Annotated in this window: 28 protein-coding genes, 2 pseudogenes and 1 riboswitch; of the genes and pseudogenes, 12 read left to right on the plus strand and 18 right to left on the minus strand. The window is 59.2% G+C overall.

Annotation, left to right across the window (positions count from 1 at the left end; genetic code table 11):
• Positions 1-16 precede the first annotated feature (16 nt).
• Positions 17-799, minus strand: coding sequence for an enoyl-CoA hydratase-related protein (locus BG841_RS01780; protein ID WP_070056092.1), 783 nt, complete (start codon positions 797-799; stop codon positions 17-19).
• Complete coding sequence (locus tag BG841_RS01785) at positions 799-2,898, minus strand: acetate--CoA ligase family protein (RefSeq protein WP_070056093.1); 2,100 nt, start codon at positions 2,896-2,898, stop codon at positions 799-801. The genes BG841_RS01780 and BG841_RS01785 overlap by 1 nt, the downstream gene beginning before the upstream one ends.
• Before the next feature lie 313 nt (positions 2,899-3,211).
• Here BG841_RS01785 and BG841_RS01790 point away from each other — a divergent pair, with 313 nt between their 5' ends.
• Positions 3,212-3,877, plus strand: coding sequence for a hypothetical protein (locus BG841_RS01790; RefSeq protein WP_070056094.1), 666 nt, complete (start codon positions 3,212-3,214; stop codon positions 3,875-3,877).
• A 13-nt stretch (positions 3,878-3,890) separates the two neighbouring features.
• Here BG841_RS01790 and BG841_RS01795 read toward each other — a convergent pair whose 3' ends face one another.
• The 6 genes and pseudogenes from BG841_RS01795 to BG841_RS16795 all read right to left on the minus strand — a co-directional run bounded on the left by BG841_RS01795 (position 3,891) and on the right by BG841_RS16795 (position 7,117).
• On the minus strand, positions 3,891-4,106 hold the full coding sequence (locus BG841_RS01795; protein ID WP_070056095.1) for a dodecin: 216 nt from the start codon (positions 4,104-4,106) through the stop codon (positions 3,891-3,893).
• Between the two features lie 64 nt (positions 4,107-4,170).
• Complete coding sequence (locus BG841_RS01800; RefSeq protein ID WP_070058639.1) at positions 4,171-4,482, minus strand: AzlD family protein; 312 nt, start codon at positions 4,480-4,482, stop codon at positions 4,171-4,173.
• Positions 4,476-5,189: an AzlC family ABC transporter permease gene (locus tag BG841_RS01805; protein WP_070056096.1), complete on the minus strand. Its 714-nt coding sequence runs from the start codon at positions 5,187-5,189 to the stop codon at positions 4,476-4,478. Before BG841_RS01805 ends, BG841_RS01800 begins: the two co-directional genes overlap by 7 nt.
• Positions 5,190-5,265: 76 nt before the next feature.
• The gene (locus BG841_RS01810; RefSeq protein ID WP_070056097.1) at positions 5,266-6,015 is read right to left on the minus strand and encodes a ZIP family metal transporter; all 750 of its coding nucleotides are present in this window, start codon (positions 6,013-6,015) and stop codon (positions 5,266-5,268) included.
• Positions 6,016-6,039: 24 nt separating this feature from the next.
• Positions 6,040-6,815 (minus strand): annotated as a pseudogene (locus BG841_RS01815) (TSUP family transporter).
• On the minus strand, positions 6,812-7,117 hold the full coding sequence (locus tag BG841_RS16795; protein WP_141737046.1) for a hypothetical protein: 306 nt from the start codon (positions 7,115-7,117) through the stop codon (positions 6,812-6,814). Before BG841_RS16795 ends, BG841_RS01815 begins: the two are co-directional and overlap by 4 nt.
• Before the next feature lie 386 nt (positions 7,118-7,503).
• On the opposite strand from BG841_RS16795, the gene BG841_RS01820 reads away from it, so the two are divergent.
• Together BG841_RS01820 and BG841_RS01825 are read left to right on the plus strand one after the other, a co-directional pair.
• Entirely contained in the window at positions 7,504-8,604 is a 1,101-nt protein-coding gene (locus BG841_RS01820) for a Leu/Phe/Val dehydrogenase (protein ID WP_070056098.1), read from the plus strand.
• Between the two features lie 81 nt (positions 8,605-8,685).
• A complete protein-coding gene (locus BG841_RS01825; protein WP_070056099.1) occupies positions 8,686-10,092 on the plus strand; it encodes a sodium-dependent transporter in 1,407 nt (468 codons plus the stop codon).
• An 8-nt stretch (positions 10,093-10,100) separates the two neighbouring features.
• Here BG841_RS01825 and BG841_RS01830 read toward each other — a convergent pair whose 3' ends face one another.
• Positions 10,101-10,829: a murein L,D-transpeptidase catalytic domain family protein gene (locus tag BG841_RS01830; protein WP_070056100.1), complete on the minus strand. Its 729-nt coding sequence runs from the start codon at positions 10,827-10,829 to the stop codon at positions 10,101-10,103.
• Between the two features lie 77 nt (positions 10,830-10,906).
• Between BG841_RS01830 and BG841_RS01835 the strand changes: the two genes are divergently transcribed.
• From BG841_RS01835 to BG841_RS01855, 6 genes and pseudogenes are all read left to right on the plus strand, one after another.
• Complete coding sequence (locus BG841_RS01835) at positions 10,907-12,490, plus strand: L,D-transpeptidase family protein (RefSeq protein WP_070056101.1); 1,584 nt, start codon at positions 10,907-10,909, stop codon at positions 12,488-12,490.
• Positions 12,491-12,506: 16 nt separating this feature from the next.
• A complete protein-coding gene (locus tag BG841_RS01840) occupies positions 12,507-14,093 on the plus strand; it encodes a phospholipase D family protein (RefSeq protein ID WP_070056102.1) in 1,587 nt (528 codons plus the stop codon).
• Between the two features lie 169 nt (positions 14,094-14,262).
• Positions 14,263-14,451: a hypothetical protein gene (locus BG841_RS17250; protein WP_228141566.1), complete on the plus strand. Its 189-nt coding sequence runs from the start codon at positions 14,263-14,265 to the stop codon at positions 14,449-14,451.
• A 12-nt stretch (positions 14,452-14,463) separates the two neighbouring features.
• Positions 14,464-14,838: pseudogene (locus BG841_RS17255) on the plus strand (outer membrane protein); the annotation flags it as partial.
• A 202-nt stretch (positions 14,839-15,040) separates the two neighbouring features.
• Positions 15,041-15,367 (plus strand): DUF883 family protein, encoded by a 327-nt coding sequence (locus BG841_RS01850; RefSeq protein ID WP_198929147.1) that lies wholly within the window; start codon positions 15,041-15,043, stop codon positions 15,365-15,367.
• Positions 15,367-15,864, plus strand: coding sequence for a hypothetical protein (locus BG841_RS01855; RefSeq protein ID WP_070056104.1), 498 nt, complete (start codon positions 15,367-15,369; stop codon positions 15,862-15,864). Before BG841_RS01850 ends, BG841_RS01855 begins: the two co-directional genes overlap by 1 nt.
• On the opposite strand, the gene BG841_RS01860 is transcribed toward BG841_RS01855, so the two are convergent.
• Positions 15,861-16,481, minus strand: a complete 621-nt coding sequence (locus tag BG841_RS01860) for a trimeric intracellular cation channel family protein (protein WP_070056105.1) — start codon at positions 16,479-16,481, stop codon at positions 15,861-15,863. The genes BG841_RS01855 and BG841_RS01860 overlap by 4 nt on opposite strands.
• 117 nt (positions 16,482-16,598) lie before the next feature.
• A riboswitch (glycine riboswitch) is annotated at positions 16,599-16,692 on the minus strand.
• Between the two features lie 317 nt (positions 16,693-17,009).
• On the opposite strand from BG841_RS01860, the gene BG841_RS01865 reads away from it, so the two are divergent.
• Positions 17,010-17,186: a DUF1328 domain-containing protein gene (locus BG841_RS01865; RefSeq protein ID WP_070056106.1), complete on the plus strand. Its 177-nt coding sequence runs from the start codon at positions 17,010-17,012 to the stop codon at positions 17,184-17,186.
• Between the two features lie 4 nt (positions 17,187-17,190).
• Here BG841_RS01865 and BG841_RS01870 read toward each other — a convergent pair whose 3' ends face one another.
• The 6 genes from BG841_RS01870 to cysP all read right to left on the minus strand — a co-directional run bounded on the left by BG841_RS01870 (position 17,191) and on the right by cysP (position 22,450).
• Complete coding sequence (locus BG841_RS01870; protein ID WP_070056107.1) at positions 17,191-17,736, minus strand: DUF1415 domain-containing protein; 546 nt, start codon at positions 17,734-17,736, stop codon at positions 17,191-17,193.
• Positions 17,737-17,764: 28 nt separating this feature from the next.
• Entirely contained in the window at positions 17,765-18,472 is a 708-nt protein-coding gene (mtgA, locus tag BG841_RS01875; RefSeq protein ID WP_070056108.1) for a monofunctional biosynthetic peptidoglycan transglycosylase, read from the minus strand.
• 107 nt (positions 18,473-18,579) lie between these two features.
• On the minus strand, positions 18,580-19,719 hold the full coding sequence (locus BG841_RS01880; protein WP_070056109.1) for a sulfate/molybdate ABC transporter ATP-binding protein: 1,140 nt from the start codon (positions 19,717-19,719) through the stop codon (positions 18,580-18,582).
• A gap of 29 nt (positions 19,720-19,748) precedes the next feature.
• A complete protein-coding gene (gene cysW / locus BG841_RS01885; RefSeq protein WP_070056110.1) occupies positions 19,749-20,579 on the minus strand; it encodes a sulfate ABC transporter permease subunit CysW in 831 nt (276 codons plus the stop codon).
• Between the two features lie 2 nt (positions 20,580-20,581).
• On the minus strand, positions 20,582-21,457 hold the full coding sequence (gene cysT, locus BG841_RS01890; RefSeq protein WP_070056111.1) for a sulfate ABC transporter permease subunit CysT: 876 nt from the start codon (positions 21,455-21,457) through the stop codon (positions 20,582-20,584).
• A 15-nt stretch (positions 21,458-21,472) separates the two neighbouring features.
• Positions 21,473-22,450: a thiosulfate ABC transporter substrate-binding protein CysP gene (gene cysP / locus BG841_RS01895; RefSeq protein ID WP_070056112.1), complete on the minus strand. Its 978-nt coding sequence runs from the start codon at positions 22,448-22,450 to the stop codon at positions 21,473-21,475.
• Positions 22,451-22,714: 264 nt separating this feature from the next.
• Between cysP and BG841_RS01900 the strand changes: the two genes are divergently transcribed.
• Positions 22,715-23,161, plus strand: coding sequence for a YHS domain-containing (seleno)protein (locus BG841_RS01900; protein ID WP_070056113.1), 447 nt, complete (start codon positions 22,715-22,717; stop codon positions 23,159-23,161).
• A gap of 49 nt (positions 23,162-23,210) precedes the next feature.
• Here the strand turns inward: BG841_RS01900 and BG841_RS17260 are convergent, their stop codons facing one another.
• Together BG841_RS17260 and BG841_RS01905 are read right to left on the minus strand one after the other, a co-directional pair.
• On the minus strand, positions 23,211-23,342 hold the full coding sequence (locus tag BG841_RS17260) for a putative transporter small subunit (protein ID WP_228141568.1): 132 nt from the start codon (positions 23,340-23,342) through the stop codon (positions 23,211-23,213).
• 10 nt (positions 23,343-23,352) lie between these two features.
• Positions 23,353-25,002, minus strand: coding sequence for a sodium:solute symporter family protein (locus BG841_RS01905; RefSeq protein WP_228141569.1), 1,650 nt, complete (start codon positions 25,000-25,002; stop codon positions 23,353-23,355).
• Between the two features lie 681 nt (positions 25,003-25,683).
• On the opposite strand from BG841_RS01905, the gene BG841_RS01910 reads away from it, so the two are divergent.
• The gene (locus BG841_RS01910; RefSeq protein ID WP_070056114.1) at positions 25,684-25,962 is read left to right on the plus strand and encodes a peptidylprolyl isomerase; all 279 of its coding nucleotides are present in this window, start codon (positions 25,684-25,686) and stop codon (positions 25,960-25,962) included.
• Positions 25,963-25,981 lie beyond the last annotated feature (19 nt).

The raw sequence follows: 25,981 nt of genomic DNA on the forward strand, positions 1-25,981 counted from the left end.
CTTGAAAAAACGTGAATTATGTACCGACCCACTGGGGGGCACGTCCTTCACCAAATGCTTTCGCCCCTTCCATCGAATCGTCGCTCTCCAGCATGGTTTTGAACGCCGGCCAGGTGTCGGTGCGCAGACGCTCATAGCATTCCGCGAAGGTGCTGGTTTCGGTGGCGTTGACCGCTTCCTTGATCGCGGCCAGTGACAGGGGGGCGGCCTTGAGCAGCGTGTCGGCCAGTGCCCGGGCCGTGGCCATCAATTCGGTTTGCGGCACAACCTGATTCACCAGTCCCCAATCCGCCATGCGCTGCGCCGAGAACCGGCGACCGGTCATGAGCACCTCCATTGCCCGCTGACGCGTCAGCAGCCTGGGCAACATGAAGGTGCCAATGTCCGGGGCAATGCCGATGCGCACTTCCGGCAGCAAAAACTCGGCGTGTTCAGAGGCGACGACGAAGTCGGCGCGCATCAACATTTCGAATCCGGCGCCGACGGCCATGCCATTCACTGCGCAAATCACGGGCTTGTTGAGGTCTTGCAACTCGGGGAAGCCGGCGAAACCACCTTCGCCAAATTCTCCAATGTATTCTTCGCCGTCGGCCACCGCGTTCAGATCCCAGCCGGCAGAATAAAACCGATCGCCGGCGCCGGTCATAATGGCGACCCGCAATTCCGGGTCGTCACGGAATTGGACAAACACCCGCCCCAGTTCCCGGCTCAGGGGAATATCAATGGTGTTGGCCTTAGGGCGGTCGAGGGTTATTTCCAGTACCGCCCCACGGCGTTCTATCAACAGAAACTCGCTCATTACGCCGGCTCCTGCTCAGTCGCCAGACTGTCGGACCGAGTGGTCCCGTGGTGCCCGGGGGCGAACCGGATCAGCGCGTCTGCAGCCACCACCCCCTGCCCTTCCGGCAACACCAGCAAGGGGTTCACGTCAAGTTCAATCAACGAGTCCTGATGGCGTTCGGCGTAGTCTGCGATGGCCATCACCGCATCGATTACCGCCTCCAGATCCGCCTCCGGGCGCCCCCGGAAACCGAACAGCAGACTGGCGGTCTGCAATGAGCGCAGCGCCTGTTCCACCTCGGTGCGGTTGGTTGGTAACAGTAACGGCCGGCTGTCCTTGAGCAGCTCCACCAGGATGCCGCCCGCGCCCACCACCAGATGCAGGCCAAACTGCTCGTCCCGACTGACCCCGACAATCAATTCGGCGACACTGCCGGCCACCATAGTCTCGATCAGCACGTCGCGGCCCAGGGTCAGCATATGCGCCACCGCCGCTTCGACGTCGGCGGGTCGCGTCAGATTCAGGCGGACGCCACCCACATCGGTTTTATGGGCCACCCCCAGGGCTTTCACCACCACCGGGTAGCCCAACTCTTCGGCTGCAGCCACCCCGGCGGCGGCAGACGCCACCACCCGCGAGCGGGGCACACTCAAACCGAAGGCCGCCAGGGCTTTTTTGGCACTGGCTTCGTCAATGATGTGCTCACCGACCATGTCGACCCGGGGACCGGACAGAATCGGCTGGCTGGGCCCCGGTCGTGCCCACAGCTGGCCGATGCGGGCCGCCGCCTCGACCGCGGGAACCGCTGCCTGCACGCCACTCAGTGGCGCTATACCGCGCTCCAGCAGCCTTAGCGCCAATGCTTCCGGCAGATTGTCCGACAGGGTGGACATCACCGCGGTCGGGTAATTGAGAGTTTCGGAGGCGTCCACCAGGGCCTGCTCGGCGCTGTCCCAATCGGCACTGTCACAGCGATCTTCCCGGGGCAAATCCAGCATGCTGATGGTCAGATCGAAACCCTCGTTCATGTAGGTTTCGTAGGTGCGCCTCAAGCCCTCCCGGCTGCCCCAATCGAACAACTGGTAATCCAGCGGGTTGGCGACCACCATGCGTTCATGCACCACCCGTTTCAGTGCCATCACCCCGCTGTCCGACAGGGGGGGCAGCATCAGTGACGTTTCGCTGATGGCGTCGGCCAGCACGGACATGTCGCCGCCGGAGGTGCTCATGGCGCCGACTCGAACGCCGCCGAGGGGGCCGTGTACATGCAGCAGCTTCAGGGCTTCAATCAGGGTTTCCAGGGAGTTCACCCGGGCCACCCCGGAGCGCTCGAACAAAGCGTCGATGAGGCTGTCGGAGCCACTCAAGGCTGCGGTGTGGGACATCACCACCTGACTGGCAATTTCGGAATGACCGGACTTGAGCGCCACAATCGGCTTGCCATACTGGCGGGCGATCTCGGCGGCCTGCTGAAACGCCCGCGGATCGGTAATGCCCTCGACGTAGAGTCCGATCGCCGACACTTCATCCTGTTGCGCAAAGGTGGCGATGGCATCGTGAAGATCAAACTTGAGGCGGTTCCCCAGAGACACCACATAGGATACGGGCAGACCGCGGCGCTGCATGGTGAGGTTGAAGGCGATGTTGCTGGACATGGTCACCAACGCCACCCCCCGCTCTACCCGCCGGCCGCCTTGCTGGTCGGGCCACATCATCGCGCCCTGGATGTAGTTCAGAAAACCGTAACAATTGGGCCCCAACACCGACATATCGCCGGCGGCCCGCAACAAGGCCTGTTCGAGGGCCTTCCCTTCCTCACCCGCTTCCGAAAACCCGGTGGCGTAACACACCGCCCCACCTGCGTCCCGGGCCGCCAGCTCCGCAACAATCTGAATGCTCAGATCACGGTTCACAGCAATGTAAGCGGCATCCGGGCTGCCCGGCAGCTCAGCCACCGACCGATAGGCTTGGCGACCGGCAATCCGGGCGTGCCTGGGATGAACCGGCCAGATTTCACCGGTAAAGCCGACGGCTTCACATTGCTCAATTACCTTTCTGGCTTCGCGCCCGCCAAAGACAGCAATCGACTTGGGGTGCAGGAATCGTGCAGATAACATGGATAAGGTCACTCCGGCTTTGGACTATTGTTTTTTTCTCTGTTTCGCCTGGCTGCCGTTTGCCTCCTGTGAAGAGCGTCTCCTTCCTGACAGGCTGATCCGGCATGGGACTTAGTGTCGCCCACAATCCAGCCCGCCCAATTCCCAAAAACCGACAGGATATGGCGACAATACGCCATGTTGACCGTTCCTTGGGGGGGATTCGCCATGCGCGGCCATGGAGGACCACTGACGATCGGGTAATTGGTGGGGAATGCCTGCGCAGGTAGGCTACACTGCATACACAGAGTCATGGACGTTTCCGGAACCGCTGATGCCTACCGACACACTCCTCAAGCTTGTCTCCGTTCCCTTTCTACCGGTGCTGCTGGGTGGGGTTATTTTGCTGCTGGTGCTCGTGCTGGCGCTTGCCCAACGTAAGCACTGGCAGCACAACCAATCGGCCCACGCAGCCTTACAGGCACGGGTCGAGGTGTTGAGGAAGGAAATGGACGAACACCTGGTGGAGCAGTTTAACGACGCGGCACCGGGCGGCGGGATTGAAAGCAAGCTGGTTGCTGCTCAACAGGCGACCGAAAAGACAGCCTATGAGGCCTTGTGGCCGCAGGTCTGGAGTCTGCATGAAAAGCTGGGCAGTTTTTTACGAGCGGTGGAATCGGGGGACACTGCCGCCGAGAGTCGCGTGGCTGCACGCAATGCGGCGCTGGATGCCCGCCATACCCTGAACCGGGTACGCCCGTTCTGCCATTCCCGGGTAGACGCCCTGGCCACGCAGTTGATTGACACCGACATCAAGGCGCACCTGACGGGGTGCCAGTACCTGGATCTGGCCAAGGAGGGCTCAAGTTCGGGCAACCTCGACGAGCCCGATCAACTGCGGCAGAAATTCCGCATGCTCTACGATGTGGACGCCAGAGAGTTGCTGAACCAGTTGGTGGATACCATACGCCGGCGGATGGTGCGTCACCCGCTGGACTGATTCGACCGGTTGGTCAGCTGTTTTCAATCCGAAAACCCAGCGCCAGCACCACCTGATAATGGCCCACCTTGCCATCCACCACGTGGCCGCGGGTTTCCTTGACCTCAAACCATTCAATATTGCGCAGGGTTTTGCTGCATTCGTCCAACGCGACTTCAATCGCATCTTCGATACTGGTCTTTGACGACCCAACCACCTCAACTTTTTTGTAGACGTGATGATCAGACACTGGAACCTCCGTTTACCAATAGGTATTGGATTTACTTGAGCCTAGACTCGGTTCCGGAAAACTGTCAAAGAATATAGCGTATCAGCGCAGTAACCAGCACGCCGGAGGCAATGGCCGGCAATGGTTTTTGGGTGGTCAGCATGACTCCGGCGGTGACCAGCAGCGCCATGCGGGCGGCCAGGTCGCCGTCGAAGGCCAAAGGCACGACGATGGCGATCAGTACCGTACTGGCCATCGCATTGATGAACCCTTCCACCCTGGGACTGATGCGTACGAAGGACATCAGGAACACCCCGCCAAACCGGGTTGCCAGAGTGACCAGAGCCATAATCGCAATGAGAGCCGCAATGCCCCCCGCCGTGGTGTCGATCATGATGAAGCCGGCTTTTCCAGCCAACAATAACCCACACAGCCCCCCGCCAACGCACCGACCACCACGTGGGAATGGGGCGGCAGCCACCAATAGGCCATCATCGCGGCACTCCCGCCGACGACCCAGGCCACCAGGGTGCGCGGAGTCTTCTTGCCGCCCAGTGCCATGGCGAACAAAAAACAACCCAGCACCATATCCATACCCAGATGTTTCGGATCCGCTATCAACCCACCGAAATAGGCGCCCAGCAAGGTGCCGATGATCCACGCCAGCCACAACACCAGACCACCACCGAGAATGACCTCCAGATTATGACGGCCGTTCTGGTAATCCTGGGCGGCCACCGCCCAGTTGGCGTCGGTGAGCACAAGCAAAACCCCGTACCTCTGTTTCGCGGGCAGACGATTGAACAGGGGGTACAGCGAGGCCCCCATCAACAGATGCCGTGCATTTATGGCAAACACCACCAGCATCATGGGGAGCACCGCCACCTCCGGCCCCCACATATCAATGGCGGCAAACTGGGATGCTCCGGCAAAGACCGCGGCGCTCATCAAGGCCGCTTCAAAGGGCGTCAACCCGGCCTGCACCGCCGCCAGACCGAAGGCAGCACCGAAGGCCACAACGAACAGGGAAATGGGCAACAGGTGGAAAACTTCCGCACGAATCTTTGCCGGCTGGAGTTGATAGGGGGTGTCGGGGGTGGTCATCAGCGCAAGCTACGTATTTCTTGCCAGCCTGCGTATAGGTAGATACCACAAGCCTTACCCGCCCTGGCGCAACGCCTCAATGCACCAGCATGTGCCCCACCAGCCCCAGCAGGAATCCCAGTACGGCCCCCAGGGTCGGCACCCAGTGTTTGTCCAGCCGGGCCTGGGGCGCAATATCCTGAAACACAAGGTAAAGGATGCCGCCGGCCGCAAACAGCATGATGCCCGCCAACACCGCCGGCACGTCGGCCAGCCAGAGGTGCCCGACGACTCCCGCCAGTGGTCCCAGAGGCACCAACAAGGCAAACAAGACCAGCACTCGGGCGCCGGGCAAACCCTGAGCGGAGCGCCGCCGGTGTTCATGCCTGGGCTGATCCACCCCGGTCATTTCCCGATAGGCGTTGAATCCTTCCGGCAGATTCTGCAGGGCGATCAGCAGCGCCAATAGCACCGCGCCACTGGCCCCTGCGGCAAACATCGCCCCCAACGCCAGTGCCTCGGGCACAAAGTCCGCCAGCATCGCAACCAACTGGGACACGGCCCCCTTGGTGCGTGCCAGGAGCGCATCGAGAATGCAGAAGAACACCCCGCCGCCCAGCATGGTGGCAACCGTCAGGGGGATCGACAGGCCTTTGCTGCCTTCCGGGACCAGCACCAACGCCACCGCCGCCAGCAAGGCCCCGCCCCCAAATGCAATCACACTGTGGCGAAACTCGGTTTGTAACCATTGCGGCCCCAGCAGGGGCACCCGCGCCAACAGCGCCCCCGCAGGTATGGCCAGTCCCGCCAGTGACGCCAGCACCAGCATGGTCATCAACTCACCCATGTCGCCCGCTCCCTTGGTCCGTAACTAACTGGCAATTCCCTTCCACAACCCCACGCAACTGACCACCAACAGGATCCAGCCGAGCAAACGGAAAAACACCGACCCTTCCGTTTTGAGCATCCGGTCGTGAAACCATAGACCGATAACATGCCCAATGGCGGCGCTGGGAAGCAACCAGAGGTGATGAATCAGCTGCAGATCCACCCCGGCATAGATAAACGCTCCCAGTTTGATGGTCACCAGAATGAACCAGAGCGCAAACAGGGTGTCCCGCAGCCGCTCTTTCGGCAAATGCTGCGCCACCACGGCAATGACCAGGGGTGCACCGATCAACGAGGTGCCACTGATGTAGGCGCCCAGCATCAGAAATATGGCATCAACAATTTTGCTGTTACTGCGGAACGGCCGATCGAGAATGTAGGACACCGAATAGAGCGCCACAATGGTGAAAATGATGACGCTCATGACCTGGGGCGGCAGAGTCAGCAGACCAAACACCCCAATCAGTTTGGGGATGATCATAATGGCCAGAATGCGGCGCAGGTACACCCAGTCGACGGTACCGCCTTCCGGCTTGTTCGCAGCCTGACTCCGACGGTTGTTCAGCGCAATGGTCAGTGACGAAAAAACAGCAGGTGGATGGAAATGATCGGCAAAAACACCAGCGGGTCTTCGTGGATCAGCAGCAGAAACGGTAACGACAGGACCGCGCCGCCAAAGCCGAGCCCCGAGCGCACAAACCCGCTCCAGACAAACACGAGGCCAATAAGGGCGTACTGATACAGCGGAAGATCGGTCATGGCGTTCCATTCAACTCGGCAAGGCAATTCACAGGATAAAACTGTGCTTTGAGTGTAACGGCGTAAGCCTCCGTTTCATAACCGTATTTCAGTGATGCTGCGAAAAAATCAGCGCGGCAGCCCAATAATAACCGTTGACGAAGTGCGCCGAACCCATTAGCTTGTTTTCCAGTTCTGCCCCCACAAGGGTGCGAACGCCTGAAATCGATCGACTGGCCATAAGCCAGAGTTACAACAACAAAACAACCACTGCTGCCGCGATCCGGCCAGATGGAAGAGGATTTCAACATGTTATTTGCCATAGCGCCCCTGACAGGGCCGTTATCCCGCATGAGCACCCCTTGCAATACCCGCCCCCTGTTTCCCCTTTGCAAACCTGCATGCTGTTCCGCCCCTGAGGAATTCGCGGACACCAGCCCGCACCTTGTCCGGAGATGCACTCCCCTGGGTCGAGCCGGTCGTTAATTCCGCGCCCTGAGCCGGTGCTGATTGTCAGCCAGGCTTTCTTCGGGACACTGCGCGATTGATTTGGTTACACTTGCACCTTCTGACCACTCCGGATGCGGCGCCGAGCCAGCACGGAGGCAACGCAAAGCCAACCAATCGCCCCTGCCCCGGTCTAACGATTAAACAGAACTCCATGTTCCGGCAAGGAACGTGGCGGCAAGTATGATACAGGTGAAAGAACATGAACGTTTTCAGCCATCCCGAATTTGACAATCACGAACAGGTGTCGTTCGTCAGTGACCCCGAAACCGGACTTCGTGCCATCATTGCCATTCACAACACCTCCCGCGGGCCTGCCCTGGGCGGCTGCCGCATGTTTCCCTACGCCAGCGATGAGGAAGCCCTGCGCGATGTGCTGCGCCTGTCACGGGGCATGACCTACAAATCCGCCCTCGCCAATCTGGACCTGGGTGGTGGCAAGTCGGTCATCATCGGCGACCCGCGCCAGCACAAAACCGAAGCCATGCTGGAAGCCATGGGCCGCTGCCTGGAAAAGCTGGGCGGCCATTACATTGCCGCCGAAGACTCCGGCACCAGCGTCGCCGACCTGCAAGTCATGGCACGGCACACCCGCCACGTCGCCGGGATCACCAGCCGGCCGGGCTTCGATGGCGCCCCCAGCGACGGCGACCCCTCACCGGTTACCGCATACGGCGTCTTTGTGGGCCTGAAGGCAGCGGTTCAGCATGGGTTGGGGCGCACCGATCTCACCGGTCTGAAAGTGGCCATTCAGGGCATTGGCAACGTGGGTTACCGCCTCGCCCGCCATCTGAAAGACGCCGGTGCAGAATTGTGGGTGTACGATATTCATCAGGAGCAGATGGACCGGGCAGTGGCCGAACTCGGCGCCACCCCGGCTACCGCAGAAGAAATTTTGCTGCTGCCGGTCGACGTGGTCGCTCCCTGCGCCATGGGGGCGATTCTCAACGATGAATCCATCCCCAAACTGCAGGCCCGGGTGATTGCCGGCGCCGCCAACAACCAGCTGGCTGAAGCCCGCCACGACCGTGCCCTGCAACAACGGGGCATTCTGTACGCCCCGGATTTTGTCCTCAACGCCGGCGGCATCATCGATGTTGCCCACGAACGCACCGATCAGGACCCAACCAAGGTGCGTGCCCATGTCGACGCCATTGCCGACACTCTGGGCGAAATATTCACCCGCTCCCAGCGGGACCAGCGGCCAACCGGCGAAATTGCCGACGAGCTGGCGGAAGAACGGTTCCGCCGCGCTCCCCGCCGGAGCACTGCCACGGCCAACAAAGTCGCAAGCGTCGGCTGAGCGGCGGCTTGGATGATCCAGGAGGTCAGGTGCCACTGACCTCTGTTCCTCGACAACAACAACAGTAAGCAGGAGACAGTTATGTCTGCAAGTTCACCCACCACCGCGACGGGCGCGCTGGACGGCGCCAACGAGAAGCGTGGTCTCTGGTCCTCGCGCATGGCCTTTATTCTGGCCGCCACCGGTTCCGCCGTTGGCCTGGGCAACGTCTGGAAATTCCCCTACATCACCGGCGAAAATGGCGGTGGTGCCTTTGTTCTGGTGTATATGCTGTGTATCGCCGCCGTCGGCCTGCCGATCATGATGGCAGAGGTGGTGATCGGCCGGCGCGGTGGTCGCAGTCCGGTCAACAGCATACGGCATATCACCCAGCGGGACGTTTTATCCTCCCGCTGGAGCATTGTCGGCATCATCGGGGTGCTGGCGGCGTTTCTGATTCTGTCCTTCTACTCCGTGATCGGGGGCTGGGCCGTATCCTATGTGGGCACCACCGCCAGCGGCCAGCTCACCGGGCAATCCGCGGAAGCCATTGGCGCCCTGTTCTCCAACCTGCTTGCGGATCCGGGCACCTTGCTGTTATGGCACACGGTCTTCATGGCGCTGGTCATGGCGGTGGTGGTCAAGGGCGTGCGCGCCGGACTGGAGCGGGCGGTCAGCATTCTGATGCCCGCCCTGTTCGTGCTGTTGCTGACCGTCGTCGGCTACGCCATGACCACCGGACACTTTGGCGCGGGGGTCAGCTTCCTGTTCAAGCCCGACTTCTCCCAGTTGTCCACCTCGGGCGTGCTGGTGGCGCTCGGGCACGCGTTCTTCACGCTGAGTCTGGGCATGGCCATCATGATGGCCTACGGTTCCTACCTGCCCAAAGACATATCCATCGCCAAAACCTCCATCACGGTTTCGTTGATGGACACGGTGGTTGCGCTGCTGGCCGGTCTGGCCATCTTCCCGATCGTGTTTGCCAACGGTCTCGAAGCCGGCGCCGGACCTGGCCTGATCTTCCAGACGCTGCCCCTCGCCTTTGGTCACATGCCCATGGGCAGTCTGTTTGGCAGCCTGTTTTTCATCCTGCTGATCTTTGCCGCCTGGACTTCAGGAATCTCCCTGCTGGAGCCATTGGTTGAGTGGCTGGAAGAGCAAAAAGGCATGAACCGGGTGCGCAGCACCCTGGGTGCCGGTATCGCCTGCTGGTTGCTGGGCATTGCCTCTATACTGTCACTGAATCTGTGGTCGGACGTGGCACCGCTGGGCATGTTCGCCATGTTCGAAGGCAAAACCGTGTTTGACCTGCTCGACTACCTGACCTCCAACATTCTGTTGCCCCTGGGAGGCTTGCTGGTTGCGGTGTTCACCGGCTGGTTTATGGCCAAGGATGCCCTGCAGAGCGAACTGTCGATGTCCGCAACGGGCTTCAACATCTGGTACGCCACGCTGCGCTACCTGGCTCCGGTTGCGGTAATGATTGTGTTTGTCTACAACCTGATCTGACCCTGCCTTCAGATTCGCTCGTTGCCGGCTTGCACCTTGGAGCCGGCAACCTGCGAAACCTCACAATTCAGATAGCTGGACGATCCCAGCCAGTCCCGGTCGGGGTAATAGCTGAATACAAACTGACCGCCTTTCAGATTATCGACGACCTCGGTGATCACTTGCTGGCTGACCGCCGGACACCCCAAACTGCGCCCGATGCGACCGTAGGTTGCAACCCAGGAGGGATCCACATAATCCGCCCCGTGAATCACGATGGCGCGCTCCCGGGCCCGGTCGTTGATACCCGGTTCCAGTCCATCGAGCCGCAATGAATATCCGTGCTTGCCGTGGTAGGTTTCATTGGCCTGAAACAGACCGATACTGGATTGATGGCTGCCGTTACGGTTGGAAAAAGCCGTGGCGTTATCGGCACCGGACTTTTTGCCATGGGCGACCAGATCATTGAGGAGGAGTTCACCGCTGTTGAGGTCAAAGATCCACAATCGTTTGGCACTCGACGGCAGTGAAAAATCGATGACTGCCAACCGCTCCGGCCGGTTCAGACCATTGCGGATGGCACACCGGGAGGCGTCGAGCGCACTGATTAATACCTCCGCATCGAGTCCCGGGGCGGACTGGAACAACTTTTGCTGCAACCCCCTGTCAAAGCCAGCAGCACTGGCAACGGACAAAGGAGTACACACAAGCACGCTCAGCAATACTGCCCGCGCTCGCCGGTGATACCACTGAATCATGGTAAGGCCTCGAGTTCATAAGCTAATCTGAAAAAGTGGGCGGCATTTTAGCAGGCTTCTCGACGAAAGGCGGCGAAATGTACAAAATTCACACAAAATTAACTGTTGCCTGGCAGTCCCCGTTACTGAGCGGGCTGATTCTGCTGACGGCCGCCATAAGCCCGGCCGCCCTCGCCCACTGTCCCCCGCTTGCCAATGTTTCCAGTCTCCACACCCAGGCCCGGCAGGCGTTTACCGAAACCTACGGCCGGTCGTACTGGCTGCAAGCCGGCCGTCTCGGCACCTTGGCGGCGGAACTGCAAGCCCTGCAGTTTGACGGCCTGAACCCGGCTGACTACCACCTTGATTCCATAAAACAAAGTGCGAAGTACCTCGCGACCTGGGGCATCATTCTCGACTGTGATGCTCAGATTGCCAGCCACGCCTACCTGCTGGCACTCGCCGATTTACGATTCGGCCGCGCGCGCACGCTGGGGGTCGACCCGGTGTGGTACGCCGCCCGTCTGCGCCCCCAGGCGGAACCTGCTGAACTGCTCAAACTGGCCGCCGTCGGCGAGACCGGTATTGCCGACGCGTTTGCACAGGCGCGCCCCGAACTGATGCACTATCGCAAGCTGCGTCTTGCCTACCAGAAAGCCTTGCACACCCTGCCCGCGACCTGGCCCTACATGCCGGCGGGCCCCACTTTGTCCCAAGGGGACCGGGACGCCCGAGTCGCCATCCTCAAGCTGCGACTGGCGAGCGAGGGCTATTATTCCGGCACCGGGCCGGAAGACTTGAGTGATCCTGGGTTTAATGAACAGCTGACCGTTGCGCTCAAGCACTTTCAGCGCCGCCACGGTCTGCAGATTGACGGCAGGGCCGGGCCCGCCACCCTGCACGAGCTCAATGTAACGCCCGCGGAACGGCTGGCCCAGATCCGCAGCAACCTGGAGCGCCTGCGCTGGCTCCCTGCCGACACTCACCAGCACCTCCTGCTGGTCAACATCGCCGCTGCGACCATCGCCTATTACACCAACGGTGAGCGGGTCTGGTCCGGCCGCGCCCAGGTGGGCCAGCCCGAGCGGGCGACCCCGCAACTGAAATCCATCATCACCCACGTCACCGTCAATCCGTCCTGGACCGTCCCCACGTCCATCTTTATTAAAGACCAACTGCCCCACATCTTGAAAAACCCTGCCTACCTGCAACAGCACAACATCCGGGTGTTCGACCGGCAGGGACAGGAACAGAACACCGCCGACGTGGACTGGAGCCAGCCGTGGCGGGTCTCACTGAAACAGGATCCCGGGCCGGGCAACGCGCTGGGTAAGGTGGTCCTGCGGTTTGCCAACCCGTTCGCGGTCTACCTGCACGACACGCCGAGCGCATCGCTGTTCAACACCCCGAGTCGTTTTTACAGCTCCGGCTGCGTGCGGGTCGAAGACGCCCTGACGCTGACCCGCATCCTGTTGGAGACCAACGCGCCCCGCCGCCAGCAGATCTTCGAACAGGCACTGGCGTCGGGGGAATCGCTGAATGTCCATCTGGCCCGGGGCGTCCCCCTGGTAATGTCCTACTGGACGGCGGATGCGGACAGCGACGGGACGGTCTATTATCATCCTGATACCTATCAGGATGATAAGCGCGTATTGGGCTTGTTGAGTCATTTCGCCCCCTAAGAGCAGAATCAGGGATATGGGATACCTGTCCGTTGTTGTCGTCGTATTCGCACTGATCTCCGGCACGCTCTCGGGCTGTGCCAGCTTCTCTGCGGTGCAATCGGAGCCCAGTTACGCCATCGCCGATACCCGGGACACCCGGCTGGGACGGGGAATTACCGCCGAAACCCACAAACACGACGCACCCTCGGGGTTTCGGTTACTGGGGAACGGGCTCGACGCCTTCGCCACCCGTCTGCTGCTGATGGAGGCCGCCGAGGTTTCGCTGGACGTCCAGTATTACCTCTACCACGATGACACCACCGCCCGCCTGTTTACCCATTATTTGCTGCGTGCGGCAGATCGGGGGGTGCGGGTACGGCTGCTGCTGGACGACTTCGGTCACGGCGGGCAGGAGGCGATGCTCAGTGCCCTCGCTGAGCATCCGAACATCGCCGTCAGGTTGTTCAACCCCTTCTCGAACCGGGTGCTGCCGTATCTCGACTTTGTGACCCGGTTTTCGGTGGCCCACCGACGCATGCACAACAAATCCTTCATTGCTGACAATCAGGCAGCCATCATCGGTGGGCGCAACATCGGTGACACCTACTTTTCCGCCGATATTTACACCAATTTCTCCGATCTTGATGTGCTGGGCATCGGTGGCTTTGCGAGCGAGGTCTCCGAGGCCTTCGATTTATACTGGAATCACCGCTTGGCGGTACCGATCCGCTACCTGGCCCCCGAGGCGGATGCGGATGGCCTCACCGCGGTGCGCACCCAACTGGACGCCGCGCGCACCGGCGAACGCAGTCGCAATTATCTGGCACGGCTGCAATCTTTGGGGTTGCTGGAAGAATTGCTGGAAGGCCAGCTGGAGTTCTCCTGGGCCGAGTCCGTGCTGATTTATGACCAGCCCGACAAGATCATCAACGCGGTGGCCGATAACAGCGGTCACCTGGAACCTGCTCTCAAGGCGCTGCTGGCCGCCCGGCACAGCGAAGCGCTGATCATCTCTCCATATTTCATTCCGGGCAATACCGGGGTCATCACCTTTTCAGACTGGGTAAATGCGGGCGCCCGCGTCGTGGTGCTGACCAATTCATTGGCGGCAAACGATGTCCCCATGGTGCACGCAGGTTACGCAGCCTATCGCAAGCCACTGATCCGGGCCGGGGTCCAGCTGTGGGAACTCCGCCCCCAGCCCGACCCCTCGATCCGCCGGGCCGGCGGTCGCAAGCGGCCCAGTGACCTGGCGGGCTCTTCCCGTGCCAGTCTGCACGCCAAAACCATGGTGTTTGACCGGTCCGTGCTTTTCGTCGGTTCCATGAATCTGGACCCCCGATCGATTAATCTCAATACTGAAATCGGTGTACTTATATTCCATGAAGGCCTGGCCACCCATGCCAGTGACGTGTTCATGGCGGAGTTGCCGCGCCACGCCTGGCGTCTGGACATCGAAACCTCGCACCGCTGGTGGGGCCAGGCAGACGCCCTGGTCTGGCTTGACGAGTCGACCTGGCCAGCCACCCCGGTCAGCAAGGATTCGGAGCCGGAAGCCAGTGCCTGGAGCCGTTTCCAGATGTGGCTGTTTGGCCTTCTGCCGATCGAAGGGTTGCTCTGACCCCCTGCAATCGAGGTGGGCTCGACGGATTTGCGCCATTGATCGTTAACAAAACGTAGCGGGATGTTAACGCGGAAAGGCGTTTCCGCTGGTGTATGGTTGGCAACGTGACGATTGAGCCCATGGGCTCAACGAAACCTTACGCCTAACACAGTCAGGAGGTTTAAGAATGAATCTCAGAACCAGTTTGATCTGTGCAACGCTATTTTCCGCTACTACAGTTGTGGCCCCCGCCGCCACGGCCCAGGACGCCCGCGACAGTGCGGGCGTCTACATCGGGGCAAGCTACGGTGGTTTCAAGGCTCACGGTGGTGAGTTCGATGACGACAACGATCTGCTGGCGGCACGTCTGGGCTAGCAGTTCAACGACTTCTTTGCGTTGGAATCCGAATACCTGGATTTCGACAAGTTCGGCAAGGATGACAACGTAAGCAGTGAGCTGAAAGCCTTTTCACTGGCGGCCCGGGGGCGACTTCCCGTCACCGGAAGCTTCGGCGTTTACGGCAAAGCAGGCGCTTTTGTGTACTCCTTCGATGTCGATGCGTTCGACGAAAGCGAAACTTACGACAAGGTCAGCCCGTTTGTCGGGGCCGGGGTCGATTTTCGGGTCACCGAGAGTCTGACCGCTTTTGCCGAATACAACCGGTTCAACGTCGACATTGATGAGCGCGACTTCAACAACCAGATCACCAACGACGGGCCCGACTTCGATACCGCACGGGTAGGCTTGAGTTACCTGTTCTGAACCAGGCGGTGATCCGACCCGCAGGAGCGGCAGCGTCCACTGCCGCTCCCTCTGCATTATCCTCGCCGTTTGACGCTAGCCACCGATTGGAGTTTAAAAAGCGATCAACTTCACAGCCCTGAGAGCTGTGCTACATTGAAGTGGTCCGAGTCGAAATCTTCGGCCGTCCACACGGGAGTTTTTCTGCAACAGGAGGCTCATGATGGAAGCAAAAACAACGCAAGACGATTACCGCCGGGTAAAAGAAGATCTGCAACTGCTGAAGGAGGATTTGAGCGCGCTGACCAAAACGGTTGCCGAGGGCCACAAAAACAACATCAGCAGTATTCGTGAAGAAATCCGCAGGGAAACTCAGGAGGCGCTGACCAAGGCCCGCAAGCGCGGTGAAGAAGCCCTTCATAAAGCCAAAGACAAGGGGGACAAGGCCATTCACGATATGGAGGATACCATTGGAGAGCGGCCCTTCCTGAGCATTCTCATTATGTTCCTGGCAGGTGTAATCGTGGGCAAATTGCTTGACCGGCAATAATGATTGATTCTTCCGTTATCAAGGGTGTCCTCCGCAAGGTGGCAGCCGCCATCATTGGGCTGATGCTGGCGCTGGTACTGCTGACCGCCCTGCTGATTGCCGGTTTTGTTTTGCTGGTGCAAGCGGCCACCCTGGCGCTGTCGCCCTGGGTAGGCGAAGCCGGTGCATTGGGTATTACCGGCCTCGGCTGCTTTGTGCTGCTGGCGCTGTTTTTCTACCGCCTGACCCGTCCGGCAACAGCACCCGGCAACACCGACGCCGGCGATGGGGAGGGTGAGCACAACTCCCCGGTGGCGAGGTTGCGACGACTCATCCGGACACACCCCTGGGAGGCGGTACTGGCCGCTTTTGCCATAGGTTTTGTCGAACATGGCGACACCCGGTTGCGGTCGCTGTTATTACAAGGCGGCATGGTACTGATGCGGCAGTCCGACGGTGCCGCCGGCGAGCACGCCAGCGAGCCGGCCAGCAGCACCCCGCCAGGCGCTGACGGCTAATCGTCCCAACTCCCCAGCGCATAAGTAAAGACGGGCAGTGACAGGTGCCAGCGAATCGCGACCATACGCAGCCCCACCCCCACGCTGAATGACGCCAGCAAATTGATATCGTGGTCGACGCCACGCTCCAGCAAGCACAAATACAGCAGCGCTACCAACAAGGAAATACTGGCATAAAGTTCGTGGCGCAGCACCTGCGGGGTGCGGTTGCACATAAGATCCCGCAATATCCCCCCAAAGATTCCAGTGGTAATGCCCGCCATGACCACCACCGGCGTGTCGTAATCGAGGTTCAGGGCCACATTACAGCCAATGATGGTAAACGCGATCAATCCCATGCCGTCAACGATCAGAAACAACTGGTGCAGATGTTTCATGAACCGCGCCACCAGCATGGTCGCCAATCCGGCGCCAATGGTAAGGTAGATATACGAGGGGTGTTGGGTCCAGGTCACGGGGAAGTTGCCGAGCACAACGTCCCGCACCGTGCCACCACCCAACGCGGTGATAAATGCGATCAGAGCCACCCCGAACATGTCCATATTGCGCCGTCCGGCGGCCAGTGCGCCCGACATCGCTTCGGCAGTGATGGCAATCATGAAGATATAGGTGAGCAAGCAGAACCCCTTTTGGTAGTGCCTCTCCCCCTGTCCTGCTTACCTGAGAGTTTATGCAGCCGGGCTGCTTGCTCCTTCGGTGGGCTGCTCCGGGCAACCTCTCTCCAGTTGGCTGAAAATACTTCCGCAGTACATGAACCTGAGCGTTTATGGGAGGTTGCGCCTTCGGTGGGAAGTTTTCGGAAAACTTCCACTCTCCTGCAGGAGGGGCGCATTATACGAATTTTTCTGCGGTTGTAAAAAACCCGTGAATGAAGCGCGCACCGACACCCGGAATATTTAAAGTTTTGCTCATGTACAAAAAGATGTTTCCTTTCAGAGCAATAGAGAAAAAAACAGCCCCGTCACATGGTCGATGCCCGCCCCTCACTTGTTGTTCCCCAAACCTTGTGCCACTTTAAAAACACACGGGAAGCGATTTATGGGAACACTAACCTCATGGATTAGCGGTTTTTTCCGGTCACGGGCCGGTGTTCGTTGGTCAGCCCGTCGAACACCGCCTTCAACGTGTTTACGGAGGACGAACTTATGCTTTATTGGGCTCTAGTCTGTCTCGTTATCGCTATAGTCGCGGGTGTGCTGGGATTCGGTGGCATTGCTGGAACCGCCGCCGGCTTTGCCAAGGTGCTGTTTTTCATCTTTCTGATCTTGTTGGTTATTTCCCTTGTCGTTAATTTTATGAAAGGCCGTGGTCCCAAAATTTAGCCGGTCACTTAACGATGCAAGCCTGCAACAAGGCTTGCATCGTTACCGTCCCCATTTGCTCCATTCGCGCGATGTTGCGCTCCGGGATACGCTCCACGTCCGGGTAGTCGGCAATCGCTTTGTCCAGACTGTGTTCCCGCAACAGGTGCAACAGTGGGTAGGGCGAGCGATTGGTCATGTTTTCCACATCCCCGGCCCTGGTTCCGGCAAACTGATACTCAGGGTGGAAGCTGGCAATCTGGTAAACACCGTCTAAATCAAAATGCTCGATCAACCCATCCGCCTCCGCCAGAAACTCGACGTAGGCCCCGAACTTCTGCAACACCCTCGGGTGGATCAGCAGCGTCGTCTCGATACCCGCATCCGCATTCAGACGTTCCAGCTCTTCATGCAGGTCCGCCAATAAGCCTGCTTCGGTGGTGGCCGTGGACACCACAAACCGAATCCGGTCTTTCACCAGTTCCCGTTTGGCAAACGGACACAAATTCAGTCCGACCACCACCGTTTCCAGCCAGTTTTTTACCGCTTGCACAATTGTCGCCTGATTCAATAGCTGCTCCACATGGATGGGGTCGCGGTCAGCGCGACTCGATAAGAGGGCGGATGTGGGCCCGGCCACCCAGCTGGACCATCTGGTTGCGTATCCAGTCAACCCGTTGCCAGAGGTAGTCGGAGGGGTGCCGGACGCTGAAGCGTTTGGGACTGGGCAACACCGCTGCCAGCCGTGCCGCCTGGGTGGCGGTGAGCTCCCGGGCGGAACGATTAAAAAAATGGCGGCTGGCCATTTCCACGCCGAAAATGCCTTCACCGAACTCGGTCACGTTGAGGTACACCTCCATGATCCGGCGCTTGGGCCAGAGTGCTTCCAGGCCCAGGGCCAAACCGGCCTCCAGAGCTTTGCGGGTGAAGTGACGGCCGCTCCACAAGAACAGGTTCTTGGCGGTTTGCTGGGTAATGGTGCTGGCCCCCCGCAGCCCGTATCCCTGCCGGTACCGGGCGATCGCCTCGGCCATGGCATCGGTATCCACACCCCGGTGGGTCATGAAACGCTGCTCTTCACTGGCGATCACCGCCAATGGCATCCAGGGCGATATCTGCTCGAAATCCACCCATTGGTGCAGGATCTCACGATCCGGGTTTTGCCAATGATCCCGCACCATGAACGCGGACGTTGGCGGGTCAACAAACCGCAGCAGTCCAATGACGAGCACCACGCCCAACGTCAGACTGCCCAGCAGCCAGAGCGCGCCGCGCCGCAGGCGCGCCAAAAGAATTTTCTTAGTCACCGATTACACTGCTGCCCTTGTTGCTCACGCCGTTGCTTGCTATTTCCCAACGCACGGTAGCAAAAAACCCGCCGGCTGCCTTCTTATTTTTATGTCACCTGGCCCACTTACATACCGCTGGCACGGGGGCTGTCGACACCGGTGGGTGGCATCCGGTTGAGCCAGGACAAGGTACGCGGAGAATCCTCGTCACCGAGGAAAAAGTGCCCTACATCCGGGACGGCGTAGCAGACATCGCCGCGCTGGGGTTGCCAGGCGTTGAACTCGCCGTGACTGATGCCCACCTCCCAGACTTCATCCGCCAGCCAGCCTTGCGGCTTGAGCTCGATGCGCACCTCGGCACCGATCACGCTGATGGACTCAATACACACCGGCAGGTGGGCGTCGGCGGTGGGTGCCTGAGCCAGACGTACCTCATGGGGTCGCAAGTAAATCTGCCCGTTACCGTTGGCCACCGCCTCCGGCAAGGTCAGGTGGGCCTTACCCTGGCGCAGCCGGTTATTGCTGATGGTGCCACTGAGCACATTCACCTGACCGAGGAAATCAAACACAAATCGACTGTCCGGGCTGGCGTACAGATCCAGCGGCGAGTTGACCTGTTCCACCCGGCCATGACTCATTACCACCACCTGGTCGGACAGTTCCAGCGCTTCTTCCTGATCGTGGGTCACAAACACGCTGGTGAAGTTCAGTTCGTCGTGCAAATTGCGCAACCAGCGACGCAGGTCTTTGCGTACCTGGGCATCCAGCGCACCAAAAGGTTCATCCAGCAACAGGATTTCCGGTTCCATGGCCATGGCCCGCGCCAACGCAATGCGCTGTTTCTGGCCACCGGACAACTGGGACGGATAACGGTCGGCCAGATGACTCAACTGCACCATTTCCAGCAGATTCCCCACCCGTTGTTTGATCTCGGCCTTGCCGGGCCGCTGCTTGCGCGGCAGCACCTCCAACCCGAATGCAATGTTGCGGGCCACGGTCATGTGGCGGAACAGTGCATAATGCTGGAACACAAAACCCACCCGCCGATCGCGCACGTGCAACCGGGTGACGTCGCGGCCCTGAAACCAGATGCTGCCCTGCTCCGCTGTCTCCAGCCCGGCGATGATGCGCAACAGGGTGGTTTTCCCCGACCCGGAAGGCCCCAGCAGGCCGGTAATCTGCCCGTCGGGCAGCGACAGGTTGATGTCGTGCAGAGCCTGGAAGGACCCGAAAAATTTGTTGATGCCGTTAATATCTATGCCCATAACAGGCGCCTCCTGACAGGCCCGAACGATCAGTCCTTGGACTGTCGCCATTCCACAAATGATTTCGCGATCAGCGTCAGCAATGCCAGCGCCGCCAATAAAGACGCTGCCGCAAATGCGCCGACCACGTTGTAATCCTGGTACAACAACTCCACATGCAGGGACAGGGTGTTGGTCTCGCCGCGGATGTTGCCCGACACGACCGAAACCGCGCCGAATTCACCGACGGCCCGGGCATTGGTCAGAATAATGCCGTAAATCAATGCCCAACGAATGTTCGGCAAGGTCACCCGGCGGAACAACTGCCAGCCGGAAGCCCCCAGCACCACCGCCGCCTCTTCTTCCTCGCGGCCTTGTTGCTGCATCAGCGGAATCAGTTCCCGCGCCACAAACGGACAGGTCACAAACAGGGTGACCATGACAATGCCGGGCCAGGAGAACATCAATTGCACGTCGTATTCACCCAGCCACTGTCCCACCCAGCCGTTGTTGCCGTACAGCAGCAGATACAACAGACCGGCCACCACCGGGGACACCGCAAAGGGAATGTCAATCAGGGTGGTCAGTAACTTGCGTCCCGGAAACGTAAACCGGGTAACCGCCCAGGCAAAGAACACCCCGAACACCAGATTCAGGGGCACGGTTAACACGGCCACCAGCAGGGTCAGACCGATGGCGGACAGGGTAAACTCATCCAGCACATTGGCCACATAGGTGCTCCAGCCCTGGCTGAACGCCTGCACAAAGATCATCAGCAACGGCATGGCCAGCAGCGCCACGGTGAGCACCACGGCGGTGCCAATCAGCCAGCGGCGCACCAGCGCGGTATCCCCCACCCGACGGTAATGGGCTGCATTCATGGTCAAGCTCCCCCGTGCAGGCGTTTCAGATAGCGGCCCTGCCAGACGTTGATCAGCAACAACAACAACAGCGACACCGCCATCACCACGGCCGCGATGGCACTGGCCGCCGGGAAGTCGTACTCCTGCAGGCGGATGAAGATCATCAGGCTGGTCACCTCACTGACATAAGGCATGTTACCGGCGATGAAGATTATGGCGCCGAACTCGCCCAGGCTGCGGGTAAACGACAAGGCGCCACCGGTCACGATGGCGGGCCAGAGCGCCGGAAACAAAATACGGCGAAACACCGTGAAATCCGAAGCCCCCATACTCACGGCGGCCTCTTCGTCTTCCGGTGACAGCTCTTCCAGTACCGGCTGCACCGTGCGCACCACAAAGGGCACACTGGTGAACGCCATGGCGACTACGATACCAAGGGGGGTATAGGCCACCTTGACGCCGATGGCGGTCAGCATCTGTCCGTACAAGCCATTGTCGGCAAACAGGGTCGCCAAAGTGATGCCCGCCACCGCCGTGGGCAAGGCAAAAGGCAAGTCCATTATGGCGTCGAGCAAACGCTTGCCGACAAAGTCGTAGCGCACCAGTACCCACGCCAGCAACAAACCGAAAAAGCAATTGAAGACCGACGCCGCCAGCGCGGTCCACAGGGTTACTTTATAAGAAGCAACAACACGGGGGTCGGTCACCACAAACCAGAAGTTGTCCCACCCCATACCGGCGGTGTGCATCACCAGTCCGGTCATCGGCAGCAACAACACCAGGCTGATGAAAAACAGGGAAATACCGAGGCTCAGTCCGAACCCCGGTAAAACACGTGCAGTGACCGATCTCACTTTTTTACGCGGCAGTGAGCCGGCCGCGAGGGTTTGCGTCATAGGTTGACCCGTAGCTTACCGGCGCTGCAGCTGATCAAGCTTGGCGCCACTGGCGAAATGTTCTTTGTTAGCGGTCTCCCAGTCGCCCACGATGTCTTCGATCGGCAGCAGTTTCAGCTCGGGAAAACGCTCACTGGTCTCGGCCTTGACCACCTCGTTGTGCACCCGGTAGTTGAAACTGGCCAGCAAGCGTTGGCCCTCTTCCGAATACAGGTGCTCGAGATAGGCTTTGGCCAACTCTTCGGTGCCGTTGCGTTTCACGTTGGCGTCAATCCAGGTGACCGGAAACTCCGCCAGAAAGCTGACTTTGGGTACCACCACCTGCAGGCCTTTGTCCGGGTTCAGCTCGGGGATGTTATTGACTTCCGACTCAAAGGTCAGCAGCACATCACCCAGGCCGCGCTCAACGAATGTGGTGGTCGCCCCGCGGCCGCCGGTATCGAACACTTTCACCCGCCCCAGGAATTTCTTCATGAAGGCGTCGATCTGTTGCTGATCGTCGCCGTAGGTTTGCTGGGCGTACCCGAGTGCGGCCAGATAGGTATAACGGCCGTTACCGGAAGTTTTCGGATTCGGCATGATCAACTCAACGTCCTCGCGGATCAGGTCGTCCCAGTTCTGAATGTTTTTGGGATTACCCTCGCGCACCAGATACGCCATGGTGGAGTAGTAGGGGGAGCTGTTGTTCGGCAGACGACTGGCCCAGTCGGCGGGAATCAGATTGCCACGCTGGTGCAGAATGTCGACATCCGTGACCTGGTTGTAGGTCACCACATCCGCGCGCAATCCCTGCATGATCGCCTGAGCCTGTCTGGACGACCCCCCGTGTGACTGGCGAATCGAGACCTGTTCAGCGGTTTGCTCACTCCAGTGAGCCTGAAACAATTCGTTGTAGGCGGAAAACAGCTCCCGGGCAATGTCATAGGAAGAGTTCAACAGTTCTTTTTCCGCGGCCTGCACTGGAGACATGGCAACCGCCAGCCCGAATACCATGGCGCCAACGGTCGACGTCAACCTTGGGAAACGGCGCTTGTTTGGGTTACTCATATTCAATCTCCATTCTGTATATATCAAAACGCTATAAGGGGGCGTCCAGCTTAGAACGGAAGACTAAGGTTTTACGGCAGGAAGAACAATAACCAGACTAGACCGATTACGCATGTGCTTGTACCCAAACGGAATAACCAGAACCGACCTGGGTGCAACAATCTCCGGACTGGGGTGTCTTATACCATATACCCTCAAGAGGAGCTCCCCATGACTCGCCTGTCGCTCACTCTCGCTACGCTGACCCTGTCGGCCTCCGCTGCCCTGGCTGCGGAGGCGCCAGTATACACGGGTCTGTTTTCCAATACTGCTGCCGGCGGCTACGACGTGGTTGCTTATTTTAACAGAGCTCAGCCCGTGGAAGGCAGTGATGCCATCCGTTATAGCTATCAGGGGGCCGACTGGCTGTTCACGTCAGTGGAAAACCTTGAAGCGTTCAGAAACAACCCCGAAAAATACGCACCCGCTTATGGCGGTTACTGCGCCTGGGCGGTGAGTCAGGGCAACCTGGTCAAGGGCGACCCTCAGCACTGGACCATCAAGGACGGTCGCCTGTACCTGAATTACAGCAAGTCGGTGCAAGAGGCCTGGTTGGCGGATACGGAGAGGTTCATTCAGCAAGCCGACCAGCAATGGCCACAGATTCTGGAAAACTGAGGCAAACAAAAGCGGGGCCCGAGGGCCCCGCGCGGGTTCTGCACCCGGATCAAATCACGTCGCGCTTGCTCTTGCGGGCGTCACGGACGTCTTTCACCACCGCACCGCAGATCAGCACCAGCACTGCCAGGGTGATCGCGGGCCATACCAGAATATAAGTTCCGTAAACAAATGCGTTCATATCCTTCTCCTTATTTACCGGTAGCCATGCTCGCGTGGGCCGGGATTGCGCCACCGTCCACGCCTGACCCTATTTCATCGTAACTGCCGACACGTTCGGCGATCAGGTCGAAATCGAAACGCGTGTTGCTCAGCAGGCTCATCCCCGTGCACACCAGCGTACTTACCCCGTAAGCGGTCAGGGACGCCACCAGTACCATATAATCCCTGAGGAAGCCGGATCCGAACCAGATCATGGCCACAAACGCGATCGCTGCGGCCACCATGCCAGCCCGGCGTCCCAGGAATCCGAACACCATCAACCCGATCACAACGGCCCCGCCAACGGACGCCAGCCACTCAAACAGCAGCGCGGTAGCGCCGGTCATTTCGACCAATTCGAACCGGGCAATGCAGAACATCACCAGGGCGGCAATCACCGACCAGGTAAACGCGGCGTTGGTAATCCGGTCCCAGTAACAGCTGGCGATCACCGGGAACACAATCGCGCCCCACAGAGCACCTACGAAGACCAGCATCACCAGAATATCCAGCGAGAAGCTCGCAAATACAATGCCCGTCACTGTGGCCACGATCATGGTACCGCGTCCGATGAGCATCATCATTTTCGGGTTTACCCGTCCTTTGGACAGGTTTTTGCCATACACGTCCGCCATCATGATGGCGGACAGGGCCGACAGGTCGGAGTCCGCGGTAGACGACAGGGAACCGATCACCAGAATGAAGAACAGCACCACAAACACCGGTGACAGGTAGAGCGTGACCATCTGCGGAATCAGATTGTTCATGTTGCCGTCCAGCGGCTCAATGCCCAGGGTCAGCGCCATCAGACCGATCATACCCAACCCGATAACAATGGCTCCGTAGCCCACGGTCGCGGTCAGAAAGGTGGGTTTGATGTGGGACTCCTGAATGGCAAACAGGCGCTGCGAAATGGTCTGGTTACCGATCGCGTACGCCAGCACCGCCACAAAGAAAGGCGCGCCCTGATTCAAAATCGCATCCGTGGAGAAAAAGCTGGCCTGCTCGCTGGTCAGATTGCTCAGCCCGTCAACCATGACCTGCGGCCCGCCCATGGCAAACAGCACGGCGGGGATGATCACCACCGCAATGGCCATCAGCGCCACCAGCTGGGCGAAATCGGTGAACACCGACGCACGGAACCCGGAGGTGATGGTGTAACTCAACACGCCCACACCAGCAATGATGACCCCGGCTTCAAACGACAGTGGCGACAGCACCGACACCAGTGCTCCGGCCGCAGTAAAGTTCACCATCAGACTGATCAGACTGCCCAGCACATTGGAAAACGCCAGGATCATCTGACTGGACGCGCCGTGGCGGGCGTGCACCATTTCCCCGAGCGTATGGCCATTGGGAGCCAGCTGCCGGAAGCGGCGGCCGAACGGATAGATAAACAAAATCATCAGGGCGCCCCAGAGGCCGTAATGCAATGGCCCCGAAACCCCGTAGGTGTACCCGGATGTGGCCGCGGCGTAGAAGGAAGCTGCCCAGATCCAGGTCGCCGTCATACTGGCGGCACCCATCCCGAAACCGACGCCATGCCCTGCCACCATGTAGCCGGAAGTGTCTTCTTTCTCTTTACGAATCAACAAGGACAGCAGGTAAGTGCCGCCGTAAAAAGCGACCAACAGTATCAATACCGTCGTCGTTGAGAATTGAAAAATATCAGCCTCGTTCAAGTTCATACCTCGTATAACAACAACCAATCGGGTCCATTGCTCGGGCACAGACGTGCACGGGTCGCAAACACAGACCAAAGCAATGGCGTGGGCAGGCGGGCCGGACGACAAGCAAAAAAATAGCAGGCGAAATCAGAGTACTTCAGCGGCTAAGCAAGCCGGGGCATTCTCTGGAAGATGCTGGTCGGAACCCGCACAGACTCCCTGGCCTCGCGCCAGAGGGAGAGTTTAGCTATGGAAAGCAGTTTTGAAGCAGCAGTGCCTGCTGGTGTAAAGACTGGATCACGACTTTTTTCTCCGGTGAAAGCGTTCCAACTGCAACTAAGCGATCACGCTGGTGATAATTCATCGATAACCGAGCACAACATACACTTAGCGGTGTAAGTATTATCCCTGCTGACGCGAACAAAGCAGCGGACAGTATGCTGGCACACTTAGTAGAAGCACGGGGATCTTACCGGAAAGTAACCTTTTCGTCCAATCGCCAAGCCTCCCCGGGTGTAGTAATCACCCGATAAAATGCAAGGCTCTGGTTACCAGACAACTCAGCGGTGCGAAATATTCGCCCACAAACTACTTGCCAGATGCAACGCTGGCGGGCAGCATTCGCTTCCCACATATCAACCAAAGGAAATCATCATGGCACAGGCAACTGCACGTCACATTCTGGTCGACAGCGAAGCAAAGTGTGAAGAACTGAAAAAAGAAATTGAGGGCGGTAAAGATTTTGGTGAAGTCGCCAAGCTGCACTCCAGCTGCCCTTCCGGCCGCAATGGCGGTGATCTGGGTTCTTTTGGCCCCGGCCAGATGGTGCCTGAGTTCGACAAGGTCGTGTTCAGCGGCGAATTGAACAAGGTGCTCGGTCCGGTCAAAACCCAGTTCGGTTACCACCTGCTGGAAATCACCAGCCGCAGCTGATCATTGCGATTGACACGAC

The organism is Marinobacter sp. X15-166B, assembly GCF_001752365.1.
Taxonomy (GTDB): domain Bacteria; phylum Pseudomonadota; class Gammaproteobacteria; order Pseudomonadales; family Oleiphilaceae; genus Marinobacter.

Excerpts from the sequence above, each read along its gene's own strand:
- BG841_RS01780 (WP_070056092.1), bottom strand. The coding sequence starts at position 799 with ATGAGCGAGTTTCTGTTGATAGAACGCCGTGGGGCGGTACTGGAAATA.
- BG841_RS01785 (WP_070056093.1), bottom strand. The coding sequence starts at position 2,898 with ATGTTATCTGCACGATTCCTGCACCCCAAGTCGATTGCTGTCTTTGGC.
- BG841_RS01790 (WP_070056094.1), top strand. The coding sequence starts at position 3,212 with ATGCCTACCGACACACTCCTCAAGCTTGTCTCCGTTCCCTTTCTACCG.
- BG841_RS01805 (WP_070056096.1), bottom strand. The coding sequence starts at position 5,189 with ATGACCACCCCCGACACCCCCTATCAACTCCAGCCGGCAAAGATTCGT.
- BG841_RS01810 (WP_070056097.1), bottom strand. The coding sequence starts at position 6,015 with ATGGGTGAGTTGATGACCATGCTGGTGCTGGCGTCACTGGCGGGACTG.
- BG841_RS16795 (WP_141737046.1), bottom strand. The coding sequence starts at position 7,117 with ATGGCAAATAACATGTTGAAATCCTCTTCCATCTGGCCGGATCGCGGC.
- BG841_RS01820 (WP_070056098.1), top strand. The coding sequence starts at position 7,504 with ATGAACGTTTTCAGCCATCCCGAATTTGACAATCACGAACAGGTGTCG.
- BG841_RS01825 (WP_070056099.1), top strand. The coding sequence starts at position 8,686 with ATGTCTGCAAGTTCACCCACCACCGCGACGGGCGCGCTGGACGGCGCC.
- BG841_RS01830 (WP_070056100.1), bottom strand. The coding sequence starts at position 10,829 with ATGATTCAGTGGTATCACCGGCGAGCGCGGGCAGTATTGCTGAGCGTG.
- BG841_RS01835 (WP_070056101.1), top strand. The coding sequence starts at position 10,907 with ATGTACAAAATTCACACAAAATTAACTGTTGCCTGGCAGTCCCCGTTA.
- BG841_RS01840 (WP_070056102.1), top strand. The coding sequence starts at position 12,507 with ATGGGATACCTGTCCGTTGTTGTCGTCGTATTCGCACTGATCTCCGGC.
- BG841_RS17250 (WP_228141566.1), top strand. The coding sequence starts at position 14,263 with ATGAATCTCAGAACCAGTTTGATCTGTGCAACGCTATTTTCCGCTACT.
- BG841_RS01850 (WP_198929147.1), top strand. The coding sequence starts at position 15,041 with ATGGAAGCAAAAACAACGCAAGACGATTACCGCCGGGTAAAAGAAGAT.
- BG841_RS01855 (WP_070056104.1), top strand. The coding sequence starts at position 15,367 with ATGATTGATTCTTCCGTTATCAAGGGTGTCCTCCGCAAGGTGGCAGCC.
- BG841_RS01865 (WP_070056106.1), top strand. The coding sequence starts at position 17,010 with ATGCTTTATTGGGCTCTAGTCTGTCTCGTTATCGCTATAGTCGCGGGT.
- BG841_RS01880 (WP_070056109.1), bottom strand. The coding sequence starts at position 19,719 with ATGGGCATAGATATTAACGGCATCAACAAATTTTTCGGGTCCTTCCAG.
- cysW (WP_070056110.1), bottom strand. The coding sequence starts at position 20,579 with ATGAATGCAGCCCATTACCGTCGGGTGGGGGATACCGCGCTGGTGCGC.
- cysT (WP_070056111.1), bottom strand. The coding sequence starts at position 21,457 with ATGACGCAAACCCTCGCGGCCGGCTCACTGCCGCGTAAAAAAGTGAGA.
- cysP (WP_070056112.1), bottom strand. The coding sequence starts at position 22,450 with ATGGTATTCGGGCTGGCGGTTGCCATGTCTCCAGTGCAGGCCGCGGAA.
- BG841_RS01900 (WP_070056113.1), top strand. The coding sequence starts at position 22,715 with ATGACTCGCCTGTCGCTCACTCTCGCTACGCTGACCCTGTCGGCCTCC.
- BG841_RS17260 (WP_228141568.1), bottom strand. The coding sequence starts at position 23,342 with ATGAACGCATTTGTTTACGGAACTTATATTCTGGTATGGCCCGCGATC.
- BG841_RS01910 (WP_070056114.1), top strand. The coding sequence starts at position 25,684 with ATGGCACAGGCAACTGCACGTCACATTCTGGTCGACAGCGAAGCAAAG.